This is a genomic window from Marinobacter adhaerens HP15, assembly GCF_000166295.1.
Classification (GTDB): domain Bacteria; phylum Pseudomonadota; class Gammaproteobacteria; order Pseudomonadales; family Oleiphilaceae; genus Marinobacter; species Marinobacter adhaerens.
Genome location: NC_017506.1, coordinates 1,026,334 through 1,043,037 on the forward strand (window position 1 = coordinate 1,026,334; position 16,704 = coordinate 1,043,037).

13 protein-coding genes are annotated in these 16,704 nt (G+C 59.3%); 7 read left to right on the forward strand and 6 right to left on the reverse strand.

Features of this window, described 5'->3' with window-relative positions; all coding sequences use genetic code 11:
* Genes ntrB through cynS form a run of 3 tightly spaced genes read left to right on the forward strand, consistent with a single transcriptional unit; the run spans position 1 to position 2,263 of the window.
* A complete protein-coding gene (gene ntrB / locus HP15_RS05050) occupies positions 1-828 on the forward strand; it encodes a nitrate ABC transporter permease (RefSeq protein WP_008170590.1) in 828 nt (275 codons plus the stop codon).
* Positions 829-883: 55 nt separating this feature from the next.
* Positions 884-1,792 (forward strand): ABC transporter ATP-binding protein, encoded by a 909-nt coding sequence (locus tag HP15_RS05055; protein ID WP_014576491.1) that lies wholly within the window; start codon positions 884-886, stop codon positions 1,790-1,792.
* Positions 1,793-1,819: 27 nt separating this feature from the next.
* A complete protein-coding gene (cynS, locus tag HP15_RS05060; protein WP_012138527.1) occupies positions 1,820-2,263 on the forward strand; it encodes a cyanase in 444 nt (147 codons plus the stop codon).
* Positions 2,264-2,658: 395 nt separating this feature from the next.
* Here the strand turns inward: cynS and HP15_RS05065 are convergent, their stop codons facing one another.
* Together HP15_RS05065 and ilvG are read right to left on the reverse strand one after the other, a co-directional pair.
* Positions 2,659-2,937, reverse strand: coding sequence for an ACT domain-containing protein (locus HP15_RS05065; protein WP_014576492.1), 279 nt, complete (start codon positions 2,935-2,937; stop codon positions 2,659-2,661).
* Positions 2,934-4,634, reverse strand: a complete 1,701-nt coding sequence (gene ilvG / locus HP15_RS05070; RefSeq protein WP_014576493.1) for an acetolactate synthase 2 catalytic subunit — start codon at positions 4,632-4,634, stop codon at positions 2,934-2,936. The genes HP15_RS05065 and ilvG overlap by 4 nt, the downstream gene beginning before the upstream one ends.
* Before the next feature lie 310 nt (positions 4,635-4,944).
* On the opposite strand from ilvG, the gene HP15_RS05075 reads away from it, so the two are divergent.
* Positions 4,945-6,027, forward strand: coding sequence for an efflux RND transporter periplasmic adaptor subunit (locus tag HP15_RS05075; RefSeq protein WP_041645083.1), 1,083 nt, complete (start codon positions 4,945-4,947; stop codon positions 6,025-6,027).
* Between the two features lie 5 nt (positions 6,028-6,032).
* On the forward strand, positions 6,033-9,116 hold the full coding sequence (locus HP15_RS05080) for an efflux RND transporter permease subunit (RefSeq protein WP_014576495.1): 3,084 nt from the start codon (positions 6,033-6,035) through the stop codon (positions 9,114-9,116).
* Here the strand turns inward: HP15_RS05080 and HP15_RS05085 are convergent.
* Positions 9,113-10,738, reverse strand: a complete 1,626-nt coding sequence (locus tag HP15_RS05085; RefSeq protein ID WP_014576496.1) for a methyl-accepting chemotaxis protein — start codon at positions 10,736-10,738, stop codon at positions 9,113-9,115. The two genes, HP15_RS05080 and HP15_RS05085, sit on opposite strands and share 4 nt — an antisense overlap.
* A 154-nt stretch (positions 10,739-10,892) precedes the next feature.
* Between HP15_RS05085 and HP15_RS05090 the strand changes: the two genes are divergently transcribed.
* Complete coding sequence (locus HP15_RS05090; protein ID WP_014576497.1) at positions 10,893-11,636, forward strand: pseudouridine synthase; 744 nt, start codon at positions 10,893-10,895, stop codon at positions 11,634-11,636.
* Here the strand turns inward: HP15_RS05090 and HP15_RS05095 are convergent.
* On the reverse strand, positions 11,621-13,477 hold the full coding sequence (locus HP15_RS05095) for a putative bifunctional diguanylate cyclase/phosphodiesterase (protein WP_014576498.1): 1,857 nt from the start codon (positions 13,475-13,477) through the stop codon (positions 11,621-11,623). The genes HP15_RS05090 and HP15_RS05095 overlap by 16 nt on opposite strands.
* A 125-nt stretch (positions 13,478-13,602) precedes the next feature.
* A complete protein-coding gene (locus tag HP15_RS05100; RefSeq protein WP_014576499.1) occupies positions 13,603-15,099 on the reverse strand; it encodes an amidase in 1,497 nt (498 codons plus the stop codon).
* 162 nt (positions 15,100-15,261) lie between these two features.
* Between HP15_RS05100 and HP15_RS05105 the strand changes: the two genes are divergently transcribed.
* Entirely contained in the window at positions 15,262-15,870 is a 609-nt protein-coding gene (locus HP15_RS05105) for a methyltransferase family protein (protein ID WP_041645084.1), read from the forward strand.
* A gap of 20 nt (positions 15,871-15,890) precedes the next feature.
* Here the strand turns inward: HP15_RS05105 and djlA are convergent, their stop codons facing one another.
* Complete coding sequence (djlA, locus tag HP15_RS05110) at positions 15,891-16,670, reverse strand: co-chaperone DjlA (protein WP_014576502.1); 780 nt, start codon at positions 16,668-16,670, stop codon at positions 15,891-15,893.
* Positions 16,671-16,704 lie beyond the last annotated feature (34 nt).

The window sequence follows — 16,704 nt, forward strand, 5'->3', positions numbered from 1 at the left end:
ATGGCTTCCCTGAACGTCCGGGCAGCACTGCTGTCGGTGTCGTTCCTGATTCTGGCCCTGGGGCTCTGGGAAATGGCAACCCAGCCCCCGGAGGCCCAGACAGGACTGACCGAATACGAAATGCTGATGGGTGGTGTGGAGCAGGAATCCCGCGTGCCGCCACCCTCGGCGGTGATCAAGCTGGCCTGGGCGGAGTTGTCCGATCCGTTCTATGACGCCGGCGCCAACGACAAGGGTATCGGCATCCAGCTGGCCTATTCGGTGTACCGGGTACTGACCGGCTACTTGGCGGCCATGGCCATTGCGCTGCCCGTCGGGTTCCTGATCGGCATGTCGCCGCTGATGTACAAGGCTCTGAACCCGTACATCCAGGTGTTGCGGCCGATTTCGCCGCTGGCCTGGATGCCCCTGGCCCTGTTCATCATCCAGGACTCGGATGCCTCGGCGATCTTCGTGATCTTTATCTGCTCGATCTGGCCAATGCTTCTGAACACCGCCTTTGGCGTGGCCAACGTTAGGCAGGACTGGGTCAACGTGGCCCGCACCCACGAACTCGGGCCCCTGCGCACCGCTATTACCGTGATCCTGCCGGCCGCCGCACCCACGATCCTGACCGGTATGCGGATCTCGATCGGCATCGCCTGGCTGGTCATCGTGGCCGCAGAAATGCTCGTGGGCGGTACCGGCATTGGCTATTACGTGTGGAACGAATGGAACAACCTGGATCTGGCCAGTGTGATCTTCTCCATCCTGATGATCGGGGTGGTGGGCATGCTGCTCGACCTGGCCCTGGGCAAGGCCCAGAAACTGGTGGAATACAAAGAATGAGCGGTCCGGCACCGGTTTCCGGTGCCGGCCTCAACCCTCCGAACGGAGACCTGTTATGAGTAAATCATTCCTGGAAGTTGATGGCCTGTCCAAAGTCTACCCGGACGGCCAGGGCGGTGAGCTCACCGTCTTCGAGGATATCCGCTTTGCCCTGGAGAAAGGTGAGTTTGTTTGCATCATCGGCCACTCCGGTTGCGGTAAATCCACCATCCTGAACGTGCTGGCAGGCCTGGACGAAGCCAGCGCCGGCAACGTGGTGATGAACGGCAAGGAAATCAAAGGCCCCGGCCTTGAGCGCGGCGTGGTGTTCCAGAACTACAGCCTGCTGCCCTGGAAAACCACCCTGAACAACATCGTCTTCGCCGTACGTGCCCGTTGGCCCGAGTGGTCCAAGGAAAAGGTGAAAGAGCACAGCGAACGCTACCTGAAGATGGTCGGCCTGGACCACGCACTGAATCGCAAGCCGTCCCAGCTGTCCGGCGGTATGCGCCAGCGGGTAAGTATCGCCCGCGCCTTCGCCACCCAGCCGGAACTCCTGCTGTTGGATGAGCCGTTCGGTGCGCTGGATGCGCTCACCCGGGGCGTGATTCAGGACGAACTGGTGAAAATCTGGGAAGAAACCCGCCAGACCGTGTTCATGATCACCCACGATGTCGACGAAGCGATTCTGCTGTCCGACCGCATTTTCCTGATGTCCAACGGCCCCAATGCACGAATCGCGGAAAGCGTGAAAGTGGACATTCCGCACCCGCGGGCCCGTGCCACCATCTTCCAGAACCCGGCCTATCACAAGACCCGGGACTACCTGGTGGACTTCCTGGTCAACCGCAGCGGCTCGGCCCTGCCGGAAAAAGACGGTACCCCGAAAATCGTGGAACCCGCCCAAGGCGTTGCCCAGTCAGGGCCGGCGTCTGACGAATCTGAAACCGAATCCGAAACTGCCGCCCGTGCGGTGAATGCCTGACGTCAAAACCGAAGAGAGGAAACAGCCATGATGAACAAAGAACTGATGACCGCAAAAATCCTGGAAGCCAAAGTTTCCAAGGGTATGACCTGGGAATCCATCGCCGAAACCATCGGCATGTCTCCGGTATTCACCACCTCAGCAGCCCTGGGTATGAACAGCCTCACCGAAGACAAGGCCTTCGCCCTGTGCGAAATCCTCGGTCTTGATAAGCCGGTGGCAGAGGCCCTGCAGGTATGCCCCAAAAAAGCCTGGGACGGTGCCGTTCCGCAGGATCCGCTGATCTACCGTTTGTACGAGGTGGTGGGCGTTTACGGCGATACCATGAAAGAACTGATCCATGAAAAATTCGGCGACGGCATCATGAGTGCCATCGATTTCACCATGGACATCGAGAAGGAAGAGAATCCGAAGGGCGACCGTGTTGTGGTTACCATGAACGGGAAGTTCCTGCCTTACAAAGCCTGGTAATCATTTCGCCAGAAACTTCGGAGGGCCCGCCTTTGTAGCCTGTTGGTTGAGGGGCGGGCCTGCGGGGTGGCAGGTGGAGTTTTTCTTGGAAAAAGCAACTCGCTGCGCTCAGACATCTTTTTCCGGCGAAAAATCCACCTACCACCCCGCGCCGACGTGCAACTCAGGTTCACCGGCTTAAAGACGTTGTGTTTTCTCTTTTCTGCAGAAATATCGTTGCTGCCCGTCGGTAGGGGGTGGGGGTATTTTTTCTGACAGGGAAAAGGTGTCTGAGCGCAGCGAGTTCTTTTCCCCGAAGAAAAAATACCGCCACCCGCGTACCTGCCCGCCAGACCGAAGGCTACAAAAAGACTCTGCCCGCCAAATCTCAGGCTGCACGGATCACAACTCCGAGCTTAGGCCGAACGAGAACGAGCGACAGAACCAGCCGCGAGGGCAACCTCGGCAACGGTGTGAAGCTTCTCCAGTTGCGACTGCAACATGGCAATCGGCCGCGTACCCTCCAGCGTCAGCGCGATATTCAAATGCTCGCCGGCGGTTTCGACGGCCATGGTGGCAATCCGGAAGCCGCGGATGCGGACTACCTGGCAGAGCCGCTCCAGGGCGGCGGCTTCGTAGGTCATCCGGCAGTTGATGGTATAGCTGGGTGTCGAAGGTTGGCTCTGCGGGTTCATGCAACTTGCTCCTTGCTGGTTTTGGCGGTGCGGGCGGTTTCGTCGATCATGTCGGTATTGCTGGCGCCGGGTTTTACGATGGGCCAGACGTTCTCTTCACGGCTGATGGCAACGTGCAGCAGCATCGGGCCGTTGTAGGCCAGGATGGTTTCAATGCCGCGGCGGATCTGGTCGGTGCGTTCGATGTACAGGGCCGGGATGTCGAAGGCCCGGGCCATGGCAACGAAGTCGGGGTTGTCGTCCAGGTTAATCTGGCTTTCCCGGTTGTTGTAGAACAGCTCCTGCTGCTGGCGGACCATGCCCAGGCACTGGTTGTCCATGACGATCAGTTTTACCGGCAGATTGTAGCGGCGGATGGTAGCCAGTTCCTGAGCGTTCATCATGAAAGAGCCATCGCCGGTGACGTTGATGACGGTGCTGTTGCGATCCGCAAACTGGGCGCCGATGGCAGCAGGCAGGCCGAAGCCCATGGTGCCGAGGCCGCCGCTGGTCAGGTGATGGCGCGGGTGATCGAAGTCGTAGTGCTGGGCTACCCACATCTGGTGCTGGCCAACGTCGCAGGCGATCACGGTGTCGTCCGGGGCAATCCGGGAGAGTTGGCGGATAAACGCTGGGCCAGTTATTGGCGCCAGGGGCTCTTCGTTGTCGGCGGCGTGGAAGCCGCCTGTGGTGTACCAACTGCGGCACTGTTTCTGCCACTCACTGATGGCCAGTGGGTCGGCGTGCAATTCGCCCGCCAATGATTTCAGGATGTGGTTCAGATCACCGCGGATGGCCAGATCGGCATCGCGCAATTTGTTGATCTCGGCGGCATCGGCATCAATGTGGATCATCCTGGCATTGGGTGCAAAGCCGTCCAGTTTGCCGGTGGCGCGATCGTCCAGGCGGGCGCCGATGACCAGCAGCAGGTCGCACTCGTCGACGGCCTTGTTGGCGGCCCGGGAGCCGTGCATGCCCAGCATGCCGAGGTTGTAGGGGTTGTGTTTGCCGGGGTTGCCAATGCCCTTCAGCGTGACAACCGCCGGCAGGGCTGAGGACTCCGCAAAGGCCCGGAAGTTCTCCTCGGCGTGGCCCAGGCTGATACCTCCACCACTGTACAGCAGGGGCTTGCGAGCGGCGCGCAGCATCGCCAGGGCTTCCTTCAGGTCTGGCGAAGCCGGCTCATAGGGCTGAGCCTGGGGGAAGGGTGCATCGGCCACGTCGCTCAGCAACAGGTCCTTGGGGATATCAATCCAGACCGGTCCGGGGCGACCGCTCTGGGCCAGCTCGATCGCCTCTTCCATGATGATTGGCAGGCTGTCCGCATCATTGATCAGGTAACTGTGCTTTACGATACCCAGGGTCATGCCCAGTACGTCGGTTTCCTGGAAGGCGTCGGTGCCGATCAGGCCAGACGGCACCTGGCCGGTGATGACCAGCATGGGAATGGAATCCCGGTGGGCATTGGCAACACCGGTGATCAGGTTGGTGGCGCCGGGACCGGACGTGGCAATGCATACGCCCAGCTTGCCGCTGGCCCGGGCATAGCCATCGGCCGCCAGGGCGCATCCCTGCTCGTGGCGGCACAGCACGTGCTCCACGCCCACATCGTCCACCAGCGCGTCGTATAGCGGCATGATGCAGCCGCCCGGATACCCGAAGACCGTGCTGATGTTATGGCGGTGGAACGCTTCAAGAATGTGCTGTGCGCCGTTCATGGTCGTTTTTCCCTTTTCTTTTGCCGTAAAAAAGAAACCCCCGGGACCTTTCGGTGCCGGGGGTTTCTGGTGTCTTGTCAGGTTTGTCGCTATCTCACCCGCTTGTCCACGCAGAAGCCCCCGGACGGTACCACGACCACCAGGACTAGCTTCACAAGGACAATCACTGCGTTGAGATTCATAAAATCGACAGTCTGCTCTGAATTCGTAAAAAGATTCTGTGTAGAATCTACCCCACGTTTTTAGCCGGATGCAACCGTTAATTGCCGGTTTTTTCTGCCACCCTCGATTCAGGAACAGTGAGCATTCAATGACGAAAGCAAAATGGGGTTCTCTCGGACTGTCACTTCTGATCGTGATTGCGCTGGTAATCTGGATGGCGACTGGCGAGGTGAAGGTGGCCAGTGACGAGGCGCCGGAGCGTCAGGACAGCGGCGATGACCAGCTCACGACCGTGCAGGTGGAAACGCTTTCGGCACGGCTCCACGAGCCGGGGCTTATGCTCCAGGGCCAGCTGGAACCCTGGAGTTCGGTGATGCTGAGCGCCCAGGTGCCCGGGCGGGTGGAGTCCCTGGCAGTCGGGCTTGGAGAGCAGGTCCGGGAAGGCCAGACATTGCTTACGATTGCCGATGAAGGAAGGAGTGCAGCCGTTTTGCGCTGGCAGTCCCGGGTTCGGAAACTGGAGGCGGATCTTGCAGCCGCTCGCCGGCTGCGGGCCAGCAATCTTGCGGCGGAATCCGAGGTCCTGGCTCTGGAAAGCGAACTGGCTGCGGCCAATGCCGAGCTGACCAGCGCCCGCCAGGCAATCAGCCATCTCACCCCGGAGGCGCCATTTGACGGCACCATTAATCGCAAGTCGGTGGATACCGGTGATCTGGTGCAGGTGGGGTCACCTTTGTTTCAGCTGGTAAGGGTGGATCGCCTGAAAGCCACGGCGCAGATTCCCCAGCAGTCGGTGGGTGATGTGGCAACCGGCCAGGCGGTTCGTGTGGACCTGCTGGATGGCAGCCGTCTCTCGGGCATCGTGACTTTTGTGGCCAGCGCCGCCTCTCCGGAAACCCGGAGTTTTGCCGTGGAAATCGCGGTGGAGAATCCGGATCGCAAACGAGTGGCTGGCGGCAGCGCCAGCCTGCGGGTGGCACTGCCCGAGGTTAAGGCGATGTTTATCTCACCTGCCTATTTGTCACTGGGTGACGACGGTCGTCCCGGAGTGAAGTACGTGAACGGCGAGAACCGTGTTGAGTTCGGCGAAGTGAAACTACTCAGCGTGTCTACCGATGGTGCCTGGGTGACCGGTTTGCCGGATGAGATCCGTCTGATTACCCGGGGCGGTGGATTCGTGAGCACCGGCGAGCAGGTCGTGCCGGTCGACGCCGCTGAAGACAGGGGCTAGACCGCATGCGCGCACTGATCTTTGCCGCCATCGACCGCAGCCGGACCACCTTGCTGACGCTGCTGTTCCTGATTCTCGGGGGGATTGCCGCGTTTCAGACCATCCCCAAGGAAGCCAACCCCGACGTCACCATTCCGATGATCTATGTCTCCATGACCCTGGACGGAATCAGCCCGGAGGACGCCGAGCGCCTCCTTGTCCGTCCCATGGAGCAGGAATTGCGTTCCCTGGAAGGCATCAAGGAAATGCGGGGTACGGCCTCTGAAGGGCATGCCTCGGTGATGCTGGAGTTCGATGCCGGATTTGATCCGGACAAAGCGCTGCAGGACGTTCGCGAGAAAGTGGATACCGCTCGCACCAAGCTGCCTCAGGAAGCAGATGAGCCGAGGGTGAACGAAATCAACGTGTCCCTGTTCCCGGTGTTATCCGTCGGTCTGTCCGGGCCACTGTCGGAGCGCGAGCTGATCACCATCGCCCGCCGGTTCCAGGATGCCATTGAGTCCATTCCGGAAGTGCTTGAGGTGGAGATTGGCGGCGATCGGGAAGACCTGCTGGAAATCGTGGTCGATCCCCAGGTTCTGGAGAGCTACGGCATCGATTTTGACCAGTTGGCGTCCCTCGTAACCCGCAACAACCAGCTGGTCGCTGCAGGCTCCCTCGATACCGGCAACGGCCGCATGGCCCTGAAAGTGCCCGGCGTGATCGAGACCATCGAAGATGTGATGTCCATGCCGGTGAAGGTGGATGGCGACACGGTCGTTACGTTTGGCGACGTGGCCATGCTCCAGCGCACCTTCAAGGATCCGACCGGTTTTGCCCGCATCAATGGCGAGCCGGCGCTGGTGCTGGAGGTGTCCAAGCGTTCGGGCGCCAACATTATCGAGACCATTGCCCAGGTTCGCGAATTGATCGATGAGGCCAGGCCTCAGTTGCCGGACTCGCTGGAAATCCGCTACATCATGGATCAGTCCGAAGAGGTGCGCGATATCCTCAGTGATCTGCTGAACAACGTGCTTACCGCCATCGTGCTCGTTCTGATTGTGGTGATCGCCGCCATGGGACCGCGTTCTGCGGTGATGGTCGGGCTGACCATTCCGGGGGCGTTCCTGACCGGGATCCTGGTGATCTGGAGCATGGGGCTCACGCTCAATATCGTGGTGCTGTTCAGCCTGATTCTGGTAGCGGGCATGCTGGTGGATGGCGCCATCGTGGTCTCGGAGCTGGCGGACCGGAACCTGTCGGAAGGGCAGACGGTCAAGCATGCCTGGGCCGAGGCAGCCAGCCGTATGGCCTGGCCCATTATTGCCTCTACGGCAACCACGTTGGCGGTGTTCGTGCCGTTGCTGTTCTGGCCGGGCGTGGTGGGGGAGTTTATGAAGTTCCTGCCACTCACGGTGATCATCTGCCTGATTGCTTCCCTGGCCATGGCGCTGGTGTTCCTGCCCGTCCTGGGCAGCACCAGCGGCGGGCGCCGGGCGCGGCAGGGGAATTCGTCGGGGCGCCTGATGGAGGGTTATCGACGGGTACTGGGACTGCTACTTCGTTCACCGGGGCTGACGTTGATTGGTGTGCTGTGCGTGATCGCCGTGATCTACGCCGCGTATGCCCGCTTTAACCATGGGGTCGAGTTCTTCCCCAGTGTTGAGCCGGATTCCGCCCAGGTTCAGGTGAGGGCGAGGGGTGATCTCTCAGTGTGGGAGCGGGATGCCATTGTGCGTGAAGTGGAGCAGCGGTTGCGTGGCATGCCCGAGGTGAAGGCCCTGTACGCCCGCTCAATGGTACAGACCAGCTCGCAACTGGCGCCAGATGTCATCGGCGTTCTGCAATTCCAGTTTACCGACTGGTTCACCCGGCGACCCGCCAGTGCGATTCTCGACGATTTCCGCGACATGACCTCCGATATCGCGGGCGTTGAGCTGGAATTTCGCAAACAGGAAGGTGGGCCTGCCGAAGGCAAGCCGATCGAGCTGCAGGTGAGCAGCCGCGAAGCGAACAGTCTCAATGGCTACGTGGACGAAATCAAAGACCGCATGCGTGAGCTCGGTGGGTTCGTGGACATCGAAGACGACCGCAGCCTTCCGGGGATTGAGTGGCGGCTGCAGGTTGACCGGGAAGCCGCCGCTCGCTTCGGTACCGATGTGCTGGGTATCGGCAGTGCCGTGCGCTTGGTGACCAACGGGTTGAAACTGGCCACCTATCGCCCGGAAGACGTGCGGGATGAAGTGGACATCGTGGTGCGCGTGCCGAACAACTGGAGGGAGCTGGATCATCTGCAGCGCCAGACCATTCATACCTCCCGGGGCCAGGTGCCGCTCTCTGAATTCGTCGATCTTCGTCCGGGCGACAAAACCAACAGTATTGTCCGGGTGGACGGCCAGCGCACGGTAACCATCAAATCCGATCTGGCTCAGGGTCGCCGCGTGGATGAGCTGCTGCGGGCCCTGCAGGCCGAGATGCCGGAACCGCCAGAGGGAATTTCGGTGAAGTTTGCCGGCGAGAACGAGGATCAGCAGCAGGCATCCAACTTCCTTGCGACGGCCTTCCTGGTAGCCATCGGTCTCATGCTGTTGATACTGGTGACCCAGTTCAATTCGTTGTACCAGACCTTCCTGATTCTCTCGGCGATTGTGCTCTCCACCGCCGGGGTGCTGCTTGGCCTTCTGGTAAACGGTCAGTCGTTCGGCATTGTGATGGTGGGCATGGGTACGATTGCCCTGGCAGGCATCGTGGTAAACAACAACATCATTCTGATTGATACCTACAACCAGATGCGCAAGGACGGGGTTGAGGCCTACGAGGCCGCCCTGGAAACCGGTTGCCTTCGCCTGAGGCCGGTGCTGCTGACGGCCATCACCACTGTGCTGGGATTGATGCCCATGGTCCTCGGCGTCAATGTGGACCTGCTGACGCCCTCCCTGGGCCTTGGTGCGCCATCAACCCAGTGGTGGACCCAGCTGTCCAGTGCCATCGCGGGGGGATTGGCGTTTGCTACGGTGCTGACGCTGTTGCTCACACCTGCATTGCTGGTGCTGGGTAACCGGGCCGGTCAGGCTTTCGGGAGACTGACCAGCCGATTCCGAACTACTTAATGCTTGATCCGGCCCGCCAGTTCCTGGGCCCGGGCAGCCATGGCTTCCAGTTCAGGTACCGTGCGCAGGTTGTTTTCAGCAGCCTGGTGCATGGCTTCGGAGGTTTCGGCCACATCCGTGACATTGCGGTTGATGTCTTCACAGACACTGGTCTGTTCTTCGGCCGCTGTAGCGACCTGGGTTGTTGCGTCGTTGATGCTGCCCATGCGCCGGTTGATTTCGGCCAGGGTGGCGCGTACGGCTTCAACGGCCTCGCTGCTTTCCTGGGCTACAACGCCTGAGGCCTGCATGAACTCGGTGGCGTCCCGCGAAGCCCCACTGATGGCGCCGATGATCTGGTCGATTTCCACGGTGGCTTCCTGGGTCTTGGCAGCCAGGTTCCGGACTTCATCGGCAACGACCGCGAATCCGCGACCTGCGTCGCCGGCCCGGGCCGCCTCAATGGCGGCGTTCAGGGCCAGCAGGTTGGTCTGGTCTGCAATTTCCCGGATAACCTGCATAACGTCGCCGACCTTTTTACCATCATTGGCGAGTTGGTTGACGGTTTCGGCCGAGTTCCGGATCTGGTCGGTCAGACGCCGCATGCTGTCTACCGCCTTGTTGATCTGCGAATCCGCTGTAGCCGTCTCGTCGGATGTCTGGCTCACTTCGGTGGCTACCGAGGCAGCATGACTGGCCACATCTTCCGCGGTGGCAGACATTTCGTTCATGGCTGTCGCAATCTGCTCGATGCGCTGGTGGGCCAGGTCAGACTGGCTGACGACACTGTCGGCGTTCTGGCGGATCAACTCGCCGGTATCGTTCAGTTGCCTGGCGTTCTCGCTCAGTTGGCTTCCGGTATCGCTGAGGAAGCGGTGCAGGCTTCGGGCGGCGTCGGCCAATTGCCCCAATTCGTCAGCCCGCTGCATGGTTACAGGATCCGAAAGATCACCGTCGCCCAGTCGGGAGATCTGCGAGGTGAGCTTCTGTGCGGGCCGGACCACACCTGACAACAGGATCATTATCAGCGCGATGGTACCCAGAATGATGGCGGCGATCAGAAGACCCGCCACCAGCCAGCTACGCTCGGTGACAACGGTGTTCAGGGTTCGGGCCCGGTCAAGGCTATCTTCACGGACTGCGGTTGCGGCATCTACAATCAGTCTGGCAGGTTCACGGTCGATCCCCTGTACCGCGGCATCGCCTGCGTTCGGATCAAAGCCTGAGCGTGTGAACGCCTCGAATCCCTCACGATAGGCACGCCCCATCGTCTGGTGTGCCTGTTTGAAGTCGGACATCAGTGACTTTGCCTGTGGCTCCTGAATTCGGGGAATCAGGTCATCAAGCTGGCTCTGTATTGATGCTTCGCGCTGCTGAAATCGGCCCCAGTATTTGTCCAGTTGTTCCGGGTCGGCTCCGCGGATCAGGACGTTCTTCCACTCCTGGACCTGGGTCTTGAAGTCAGACAGCACGTCCTGGGCTTCCAGGGCGTTAACCATTCTGGTGCTGACAAGACTGTTAAAGTCATCTTTGACTTTCAGAGAGAAATTCAGGTAAACCACCGCCACCGCAGCGACGATAAGGTTCGCCGTTAAAACGACGAGAAGAACCCGGTTAAGAATGCTTTTCGAGTACCAGTTCATCAGCTATTCCTGGGAGCTATCGATGGTAAGGGTGTGTCGCTAGTGTATACGTAGCGTTAGTTGATTAGGTTATCTACTTTGGTATCGGCTAGAGAAGCGGGCTCTTGAATGCAATTGGCCGACTTGAATATGAAGCTTTTATGACATCTACATTATGAGCAACCCACTAACCGTTCTTTACCGGGACGAACACCTTCTGGCTGTCCACAAACCAGCCGGGCTGTTGGTTCACCGGAGCCCTATCGACAAACACGAAACCGAGTTTGCCCTGCAATATGCCCGGGCGCTGAATGGTGGGCAGCACGTTTACCCGGTGCACCGCCTGGACCGTCCAACCTCCGGCGTCCTGGTGTTTGCCAGGGACAGCGACACTGCCCGCACGCTGGGTATGGCGCTGATGGCCGGTGAGGTGACGAAAACCTATCTGGCGATGGTGCGTGGCTGGCCGCCGGAACACGGGGAGATTGATCATCCCTTGCGAGAGGAACCGGAGGATCGACGGCTGAAAGGGGAAGAGCAGCCGGTGCGGGACGCTCTCACTTATTACCGCACGCTGACGACGACCGAGATACCAGTGGAGATCGAGAAATATCCGAGCAGTCGCTACGCCGTTGTTGAACTGAACCCGAAAACCGGCCGAAAGCACCAGTTGCGCAGGCATATGAAACACATCAACCACCCGATCATTGGCGATGCCAATCACGGTCGGGGCCGCCACAACCGCTATTTTGCAGAGCGATTCGGCCAGGGGCGGTTGATGCTGGCCGCAACCCGGATGGCATTCCAGCACCCGGTTTCGGGTAAACCACTGACCATTAGCGCCGCGCCTGAGGCGAGCTTTCTGGAGGTGTTATCGCTTTTCCCGGGATTTGACGTACGGGATCACTCGGAAAAGTAGCGCTTGATAAACTCTGGGTAGGGAAGCGGTTTACTGTAACGGTAGCCCTGAAGGTAGTCGCAGCCTTTCTCGAACAGCCAGCTTTCATGGGCTTCGCTCTCCACACCTTCTGCAACGACAGAAAGGCCAAGCCCCCTGGCCAGGCCAATGATCGACAGGGTGATAGCGCAATCGTTTTCGTCATCCGGAAGGTTGTTGATGAACGAGCGGTCGATCTTGATGCGGGAGAAGGGCAGGCTTTTGAGCCGGGACAGCGATGAGTACCCGGTGCCAAAGTCGTCGATAGCGAGCTCGGCGCCGGCGTGTACCAGCTGTTCCAGAACCCGACCGATGACACTGAAATCACCCTGGATGGAGTCTTCGGTCACCTCAAACTGCAGGGCACTGACCGGCATGCCCTGGTTGCCGCAGATCTCTTTTACCAGCTCTGGCAACTCTGGGACCAATATCTGCTCTGCCGACAGGTTGACGGATATCGTTGGTAATGGCGTATTCCGGTCTTTTGCCTCACGCCAATGGGCGCAGACGTTTTTCAGCACACAGGCGCCCAGCTCATACATCAGGCCGGCGCTGCGCGCCACGTCCAGAAATTCAATCGGTGACAGCCAGCCACGTTGCGGGTGCTGCCAGCGAACCAGGGCCTCGGCGCTTTCCAGCTGTGTTCCCGTGCGGTCCATGATTGGCTGGTAGAAGACATCGAGGCCGCTGGTTCTGAGTGTTTCCCGCAGCTCGCTCTCGAGCGCAAACCGGGAGCGGGCTGTCATCTGGATTTCCGAATCGAACAGGGTCGAACGGTCCCCGCCCTGCCGCTTCGCGTGGTACATCGCAGCCTCTGCACCTCTGAGCAGTTCTTCTGACTCGTGGCAATCGCCCGGGAAGTGACAGATGCCCACACTGGCACTGACATTCAGATCCTGATCGGACACCCGGATCGACTGGCGAATACGGCTGTGGATCTCCCGGATCACCTCGTCCAGAAAGCTCGGCTGGGTGTAGTTGCGAATAACCAGGGCAAATTCATCCCCTCCAATGCGCGCCAGAAAGTCCTTACCCGCCAACTGGATTTCTTTCAGGCGCTGTCCGATATCGGCGATGACCTGATCCCCCGCCTGAGGGCCAAGGCCATCGTTGATGGTTTTCAGGCGGTCAACGTCAATCCAGAGCAGTGCAAGACTGCCGGTGCCCCGGCCTTTGATCTTGCGCACCAGGTGGTTCAGCCGGTCACGCAGTGAATCTATGTTGGCAAGTCCGGTTAGAGAATCGTAGCGACTGACGTATTCCAGCGCCCGCTTGGATCTCAGCCATGCCTCGTGAGTGTTCATCAGGCTTATGGTGTCTGCAATGGCAGCTGACAGAGAAATGTCCGGGACCGACCAGTCACGGCGCACACTTGATTCCAGGCAGACAACCCCGCTGAGTTGTTCGCCGTCGAAAATCGGCGCGTCTAACATGGAATGAATGTTCTGCACGGACAGATAATCGCGGTCGAAGGAACGGGTACGGATATCATTGCGGGCGTCCTCCACGGCAATGACTCGTTCTTCGGTGATGGCGCGGAAGTAGTCAGGGTGGTCTGAGCGAAACAGGTTGAACTCTGAGCCATTCTGCGCGATGCAGCTATTGCGGCCGGGCAGCTCTTTGTCGTGAAGCCACTCGCAGGTGATCCGGTCCCGTTCCGGAGGGAAAAGCCAGACACTCGCCCGTTTCACGCCCAATAGCCGGGTGCACAGCTCCATGAGGGCTGCCAGCTTCCGGGGGCGGGGCATCTCGATAAAGCTGGTATTGTGGCTCAGCTCCATCAGTGCCTTGTGGTGGGTCACGAGGACTTCACTGTCACGCATGGCCGGGCTCAATAAATTGTCCTTCTTAGAATTACGAACGGCCTTGGCTCTCGGTTTGGATACTTGATCAGGTTACGTCTAAGTTCTTTAAAGAATATGGCAGCTGTTTTTATAAGTGTCCAACTTCAAACGGGATTGGCCAGTGAGTCCCTGGTGTTTTGTTCCCTACTGCCAAGATTGTTCCGGTTGAAATCGCAAAGCAGCGGCCAGGGATGGTTGGCTTCCAGAGTGAAGGCGATATCCAGCAACGTGCGTTCGCCTCCGTGCCGCCCCATAAACTGAACGGACACGGGCAGTTGATCGGGCGTGTGGCCCATGGGCAGTGAGATTGCCGGTGCGCCCGTGGCGTTTGCCAGAGGGGTGAAGCTCACATACTCGCGCAGCCGTTCGAACAGGGTGTCAAAAGGCACAGCGGGGCTCAGATGGCCAAGGGCGGGTGTGGTGTGGCCGAGTACCGGCGTGAGCACGGCATCAAATCCGGCCATGGCATGTGCATAGTCGTGCCAGGAACGCTTGAGCCGCCAGAGAGCAGTTGGCAGGCGCCAGAACTGTCGCCGGAACATCCTGTCGAGGCCGTTGGTCAGGCCGTCCGTTTTGTGTTTGTCGAAGGCCGGGTGAAGCAGTTTCCTGCCGTTGGCCCTGATGCCGAAGGCAAGCAGTGCCCAGTACAGGGCAAAGTCATCAGGGAAGGTGCTGTGCACCGGAACGGGCACTGGCTCAATGCGGTGGCCCATTTTTTCCAGCCTGAGCGCCGTTTCTTCGACAGTCCGTCGGGTGATGTCATCGGTTTTGTGACCATTGATTGAATCCAGCACCAGTCCGATTCTCAAAGGACGACCGGAGGGGCCCTCCATTTTTCCAATGGCCGGCAGGCCGGGATTGCGGAAATAGGTCTCGGCCTGCTCGAAAAAATTAGCGGTATCCCGTACCGAGCGCGTCACCACGCCCTCGCTGATAATGTTGATCGGCAGGGAGGCCGCCGCTTCGTTGTCTATCAATCGTCCTCGTGTGGGCTTAAGGCCGACCAGGCCGCAGCAGGCGGCCGGAATCCGTATGGAGCCTCCGCCGTCATTCGCGTGGGCAATGGGTACCACGCCGGCCGCCACCAGGGCCGCTGAACCGCCTGAGGAGGCTCCAGAGGAATAGGCCAGGTTCCACGGGTTACAGGTTGCCGGCGCGTGTGCTGGCTCGGTTGTGGCGTTGAATCCGAATTCCGGGAGGGTGCTTTTACCTAGGCACAGAAAACCCTGGGCAAGCAACTGGCGGGCAAATGGACTGGTATCGGATGCAGGAACGCTGGGCACGGCCAGGGAGCCGTGCCGCGTGGTCATGCCCGACACGTTGGTGTTGTCTTTGATAAGTGTTGGAACACCGCGGAACAGGGGAAAGGAACCGGTCTGGTCGGCGGCATCAAGCTTTGAAGCAGTCCGGATCGCCTGGTCGTAATTCGCCGAGGCCAGACCGTGAAGGAGCGGTTCGACCGCCTGTGCGCGAGCGATAGCGGTTTGAGTGAGTTCGGTGACCGATATTTCCCGGCGGCGGACCCGTTCGGCAAGGGCAGTGGCGTCATCGCAACCTATCGCGTCGTTTCTGAAACTGTGGCAGGACTGCGGGGCGCTCATGGCCAGACTCTCCTTGAAAGTGATTCCACGACTCTACTGCATTTGAAAACGTGATGACATGTCATTTTAGGTAGGGTGAGTGGTCGGCGGCTAGCACAGGGCCTTTTCACAGACCTCTTCAAATAATAAGCTGTCGGCCTGAAAACGTTGTAAGCGATCCTGATGGAATTTATTGAACCCCTCGTACGCCACTTTCTCGGCATTTTCTTTCTGATGATCGGTCTGCAGTTTGCTGGCCGAAGCCTCGGGCTGTATCAGAGAATGCGCTTTTCGCACATTAACTATGGTGAGCGAGGGAGTGCGCCCTGGTGGCACCGGCAAACCTTCAATGTGTTTCGGGCGTTCATTCTCGGCGTCTGCGTGGTGCGGATTTTTGCGGATATCGACCCCTGGCTGGGCGTGTTCGGCCCGCTCTATGTATGGCCGATTTTGCTGGTTGGTATGCTCCTCCTGATTGGCTCATTTACTACGGTGAACTATCTGCAGGCCTACATGCATGAGGACTGGCGCTCTGGTATCGATCCTCGGAAGGATGAGCGCAAACTGCTCACAGGCGGGCCATTTGGCCGTTCCCGTAATCCCCTGTTCCTGGCTGTGATGGCTGGGCAACTCGGTTTTTTCCTGGCCTTGCCCAGTGTGTTTTCCCTGGTATGCCTGGTGGCCGGTGTACTGGTGATCACCCGCCAGGCCCGGGAGGAGGAGAAGGCGCTGGCGGATAAATTTGGCGAGGACTACGAGCGTTATCGCGTGCGGGTACCGCGCTGGTTCTGACCCGGTGACGGCAGAGGGCCTTACGCAGATTTTTTCCGGGCTTCCTTGATCACATCGTAGGCATGACTGATTTCGCGGGTGCGTTCCTCTGCCATCTCCCGCATGCTCTCGGGCAATCCCCGGCCCGCAAGTTTATCCGGGTGGTTCTCACTCATCAGCTTACGGTAGGCCTTCTTGAGCTCATCATCACTGGCGGAAGGCGATACCCCAAGAACCTTGTAGGCATCGCTGATCTGATCAGCGGAGGAGGGCTGGCCAGCACCGGCCCGGTTGGTGTGGGCCCCACGGAGCATGGCTTCGAGCTGGTCCACCTGGCTCTCCGGTAACCCCAGCCCACGGGCGATTTTTACCAGCATTTCGTGTTCGGCCGGGTGCACCTTGCCGTCCGCAGCTACGGCTGATACCTGAACCTGCAGGAACATCTGGAGAAACGCGGGTTGGCGTCCGCTGGCCTGGAGGAACCGGTTAAGTTCGGCATCCAGGTCGAAATCCGGCTCTTTACCACGGTTGAAGGCGGTTTTGGCTTTGGCTTTCTGTTCTTCATTCAGGCGGAAGCGAACGAACATGGCTTCGGCCATCTGGATTTCATCCCTGGATACCACGCCGTCTACCTTGCACAGGGCACCCATCACCGCAAAAACCGATTCAATAAAACCGGACTGAATGCTCTGGAGCTTGCCAATCAGGCGGCGCTTGAGAAGGTTCAAGAGAAAGGCGCCAATCGCCGCACCTATGAGAAAGCCCGGGAATTTGCCAAAGGCGTAGCCAATCAGACCGCCAATTATGATTGCAAACAGCATTAATAAGTCCTTAACAGGAATGAATCAGCCCATA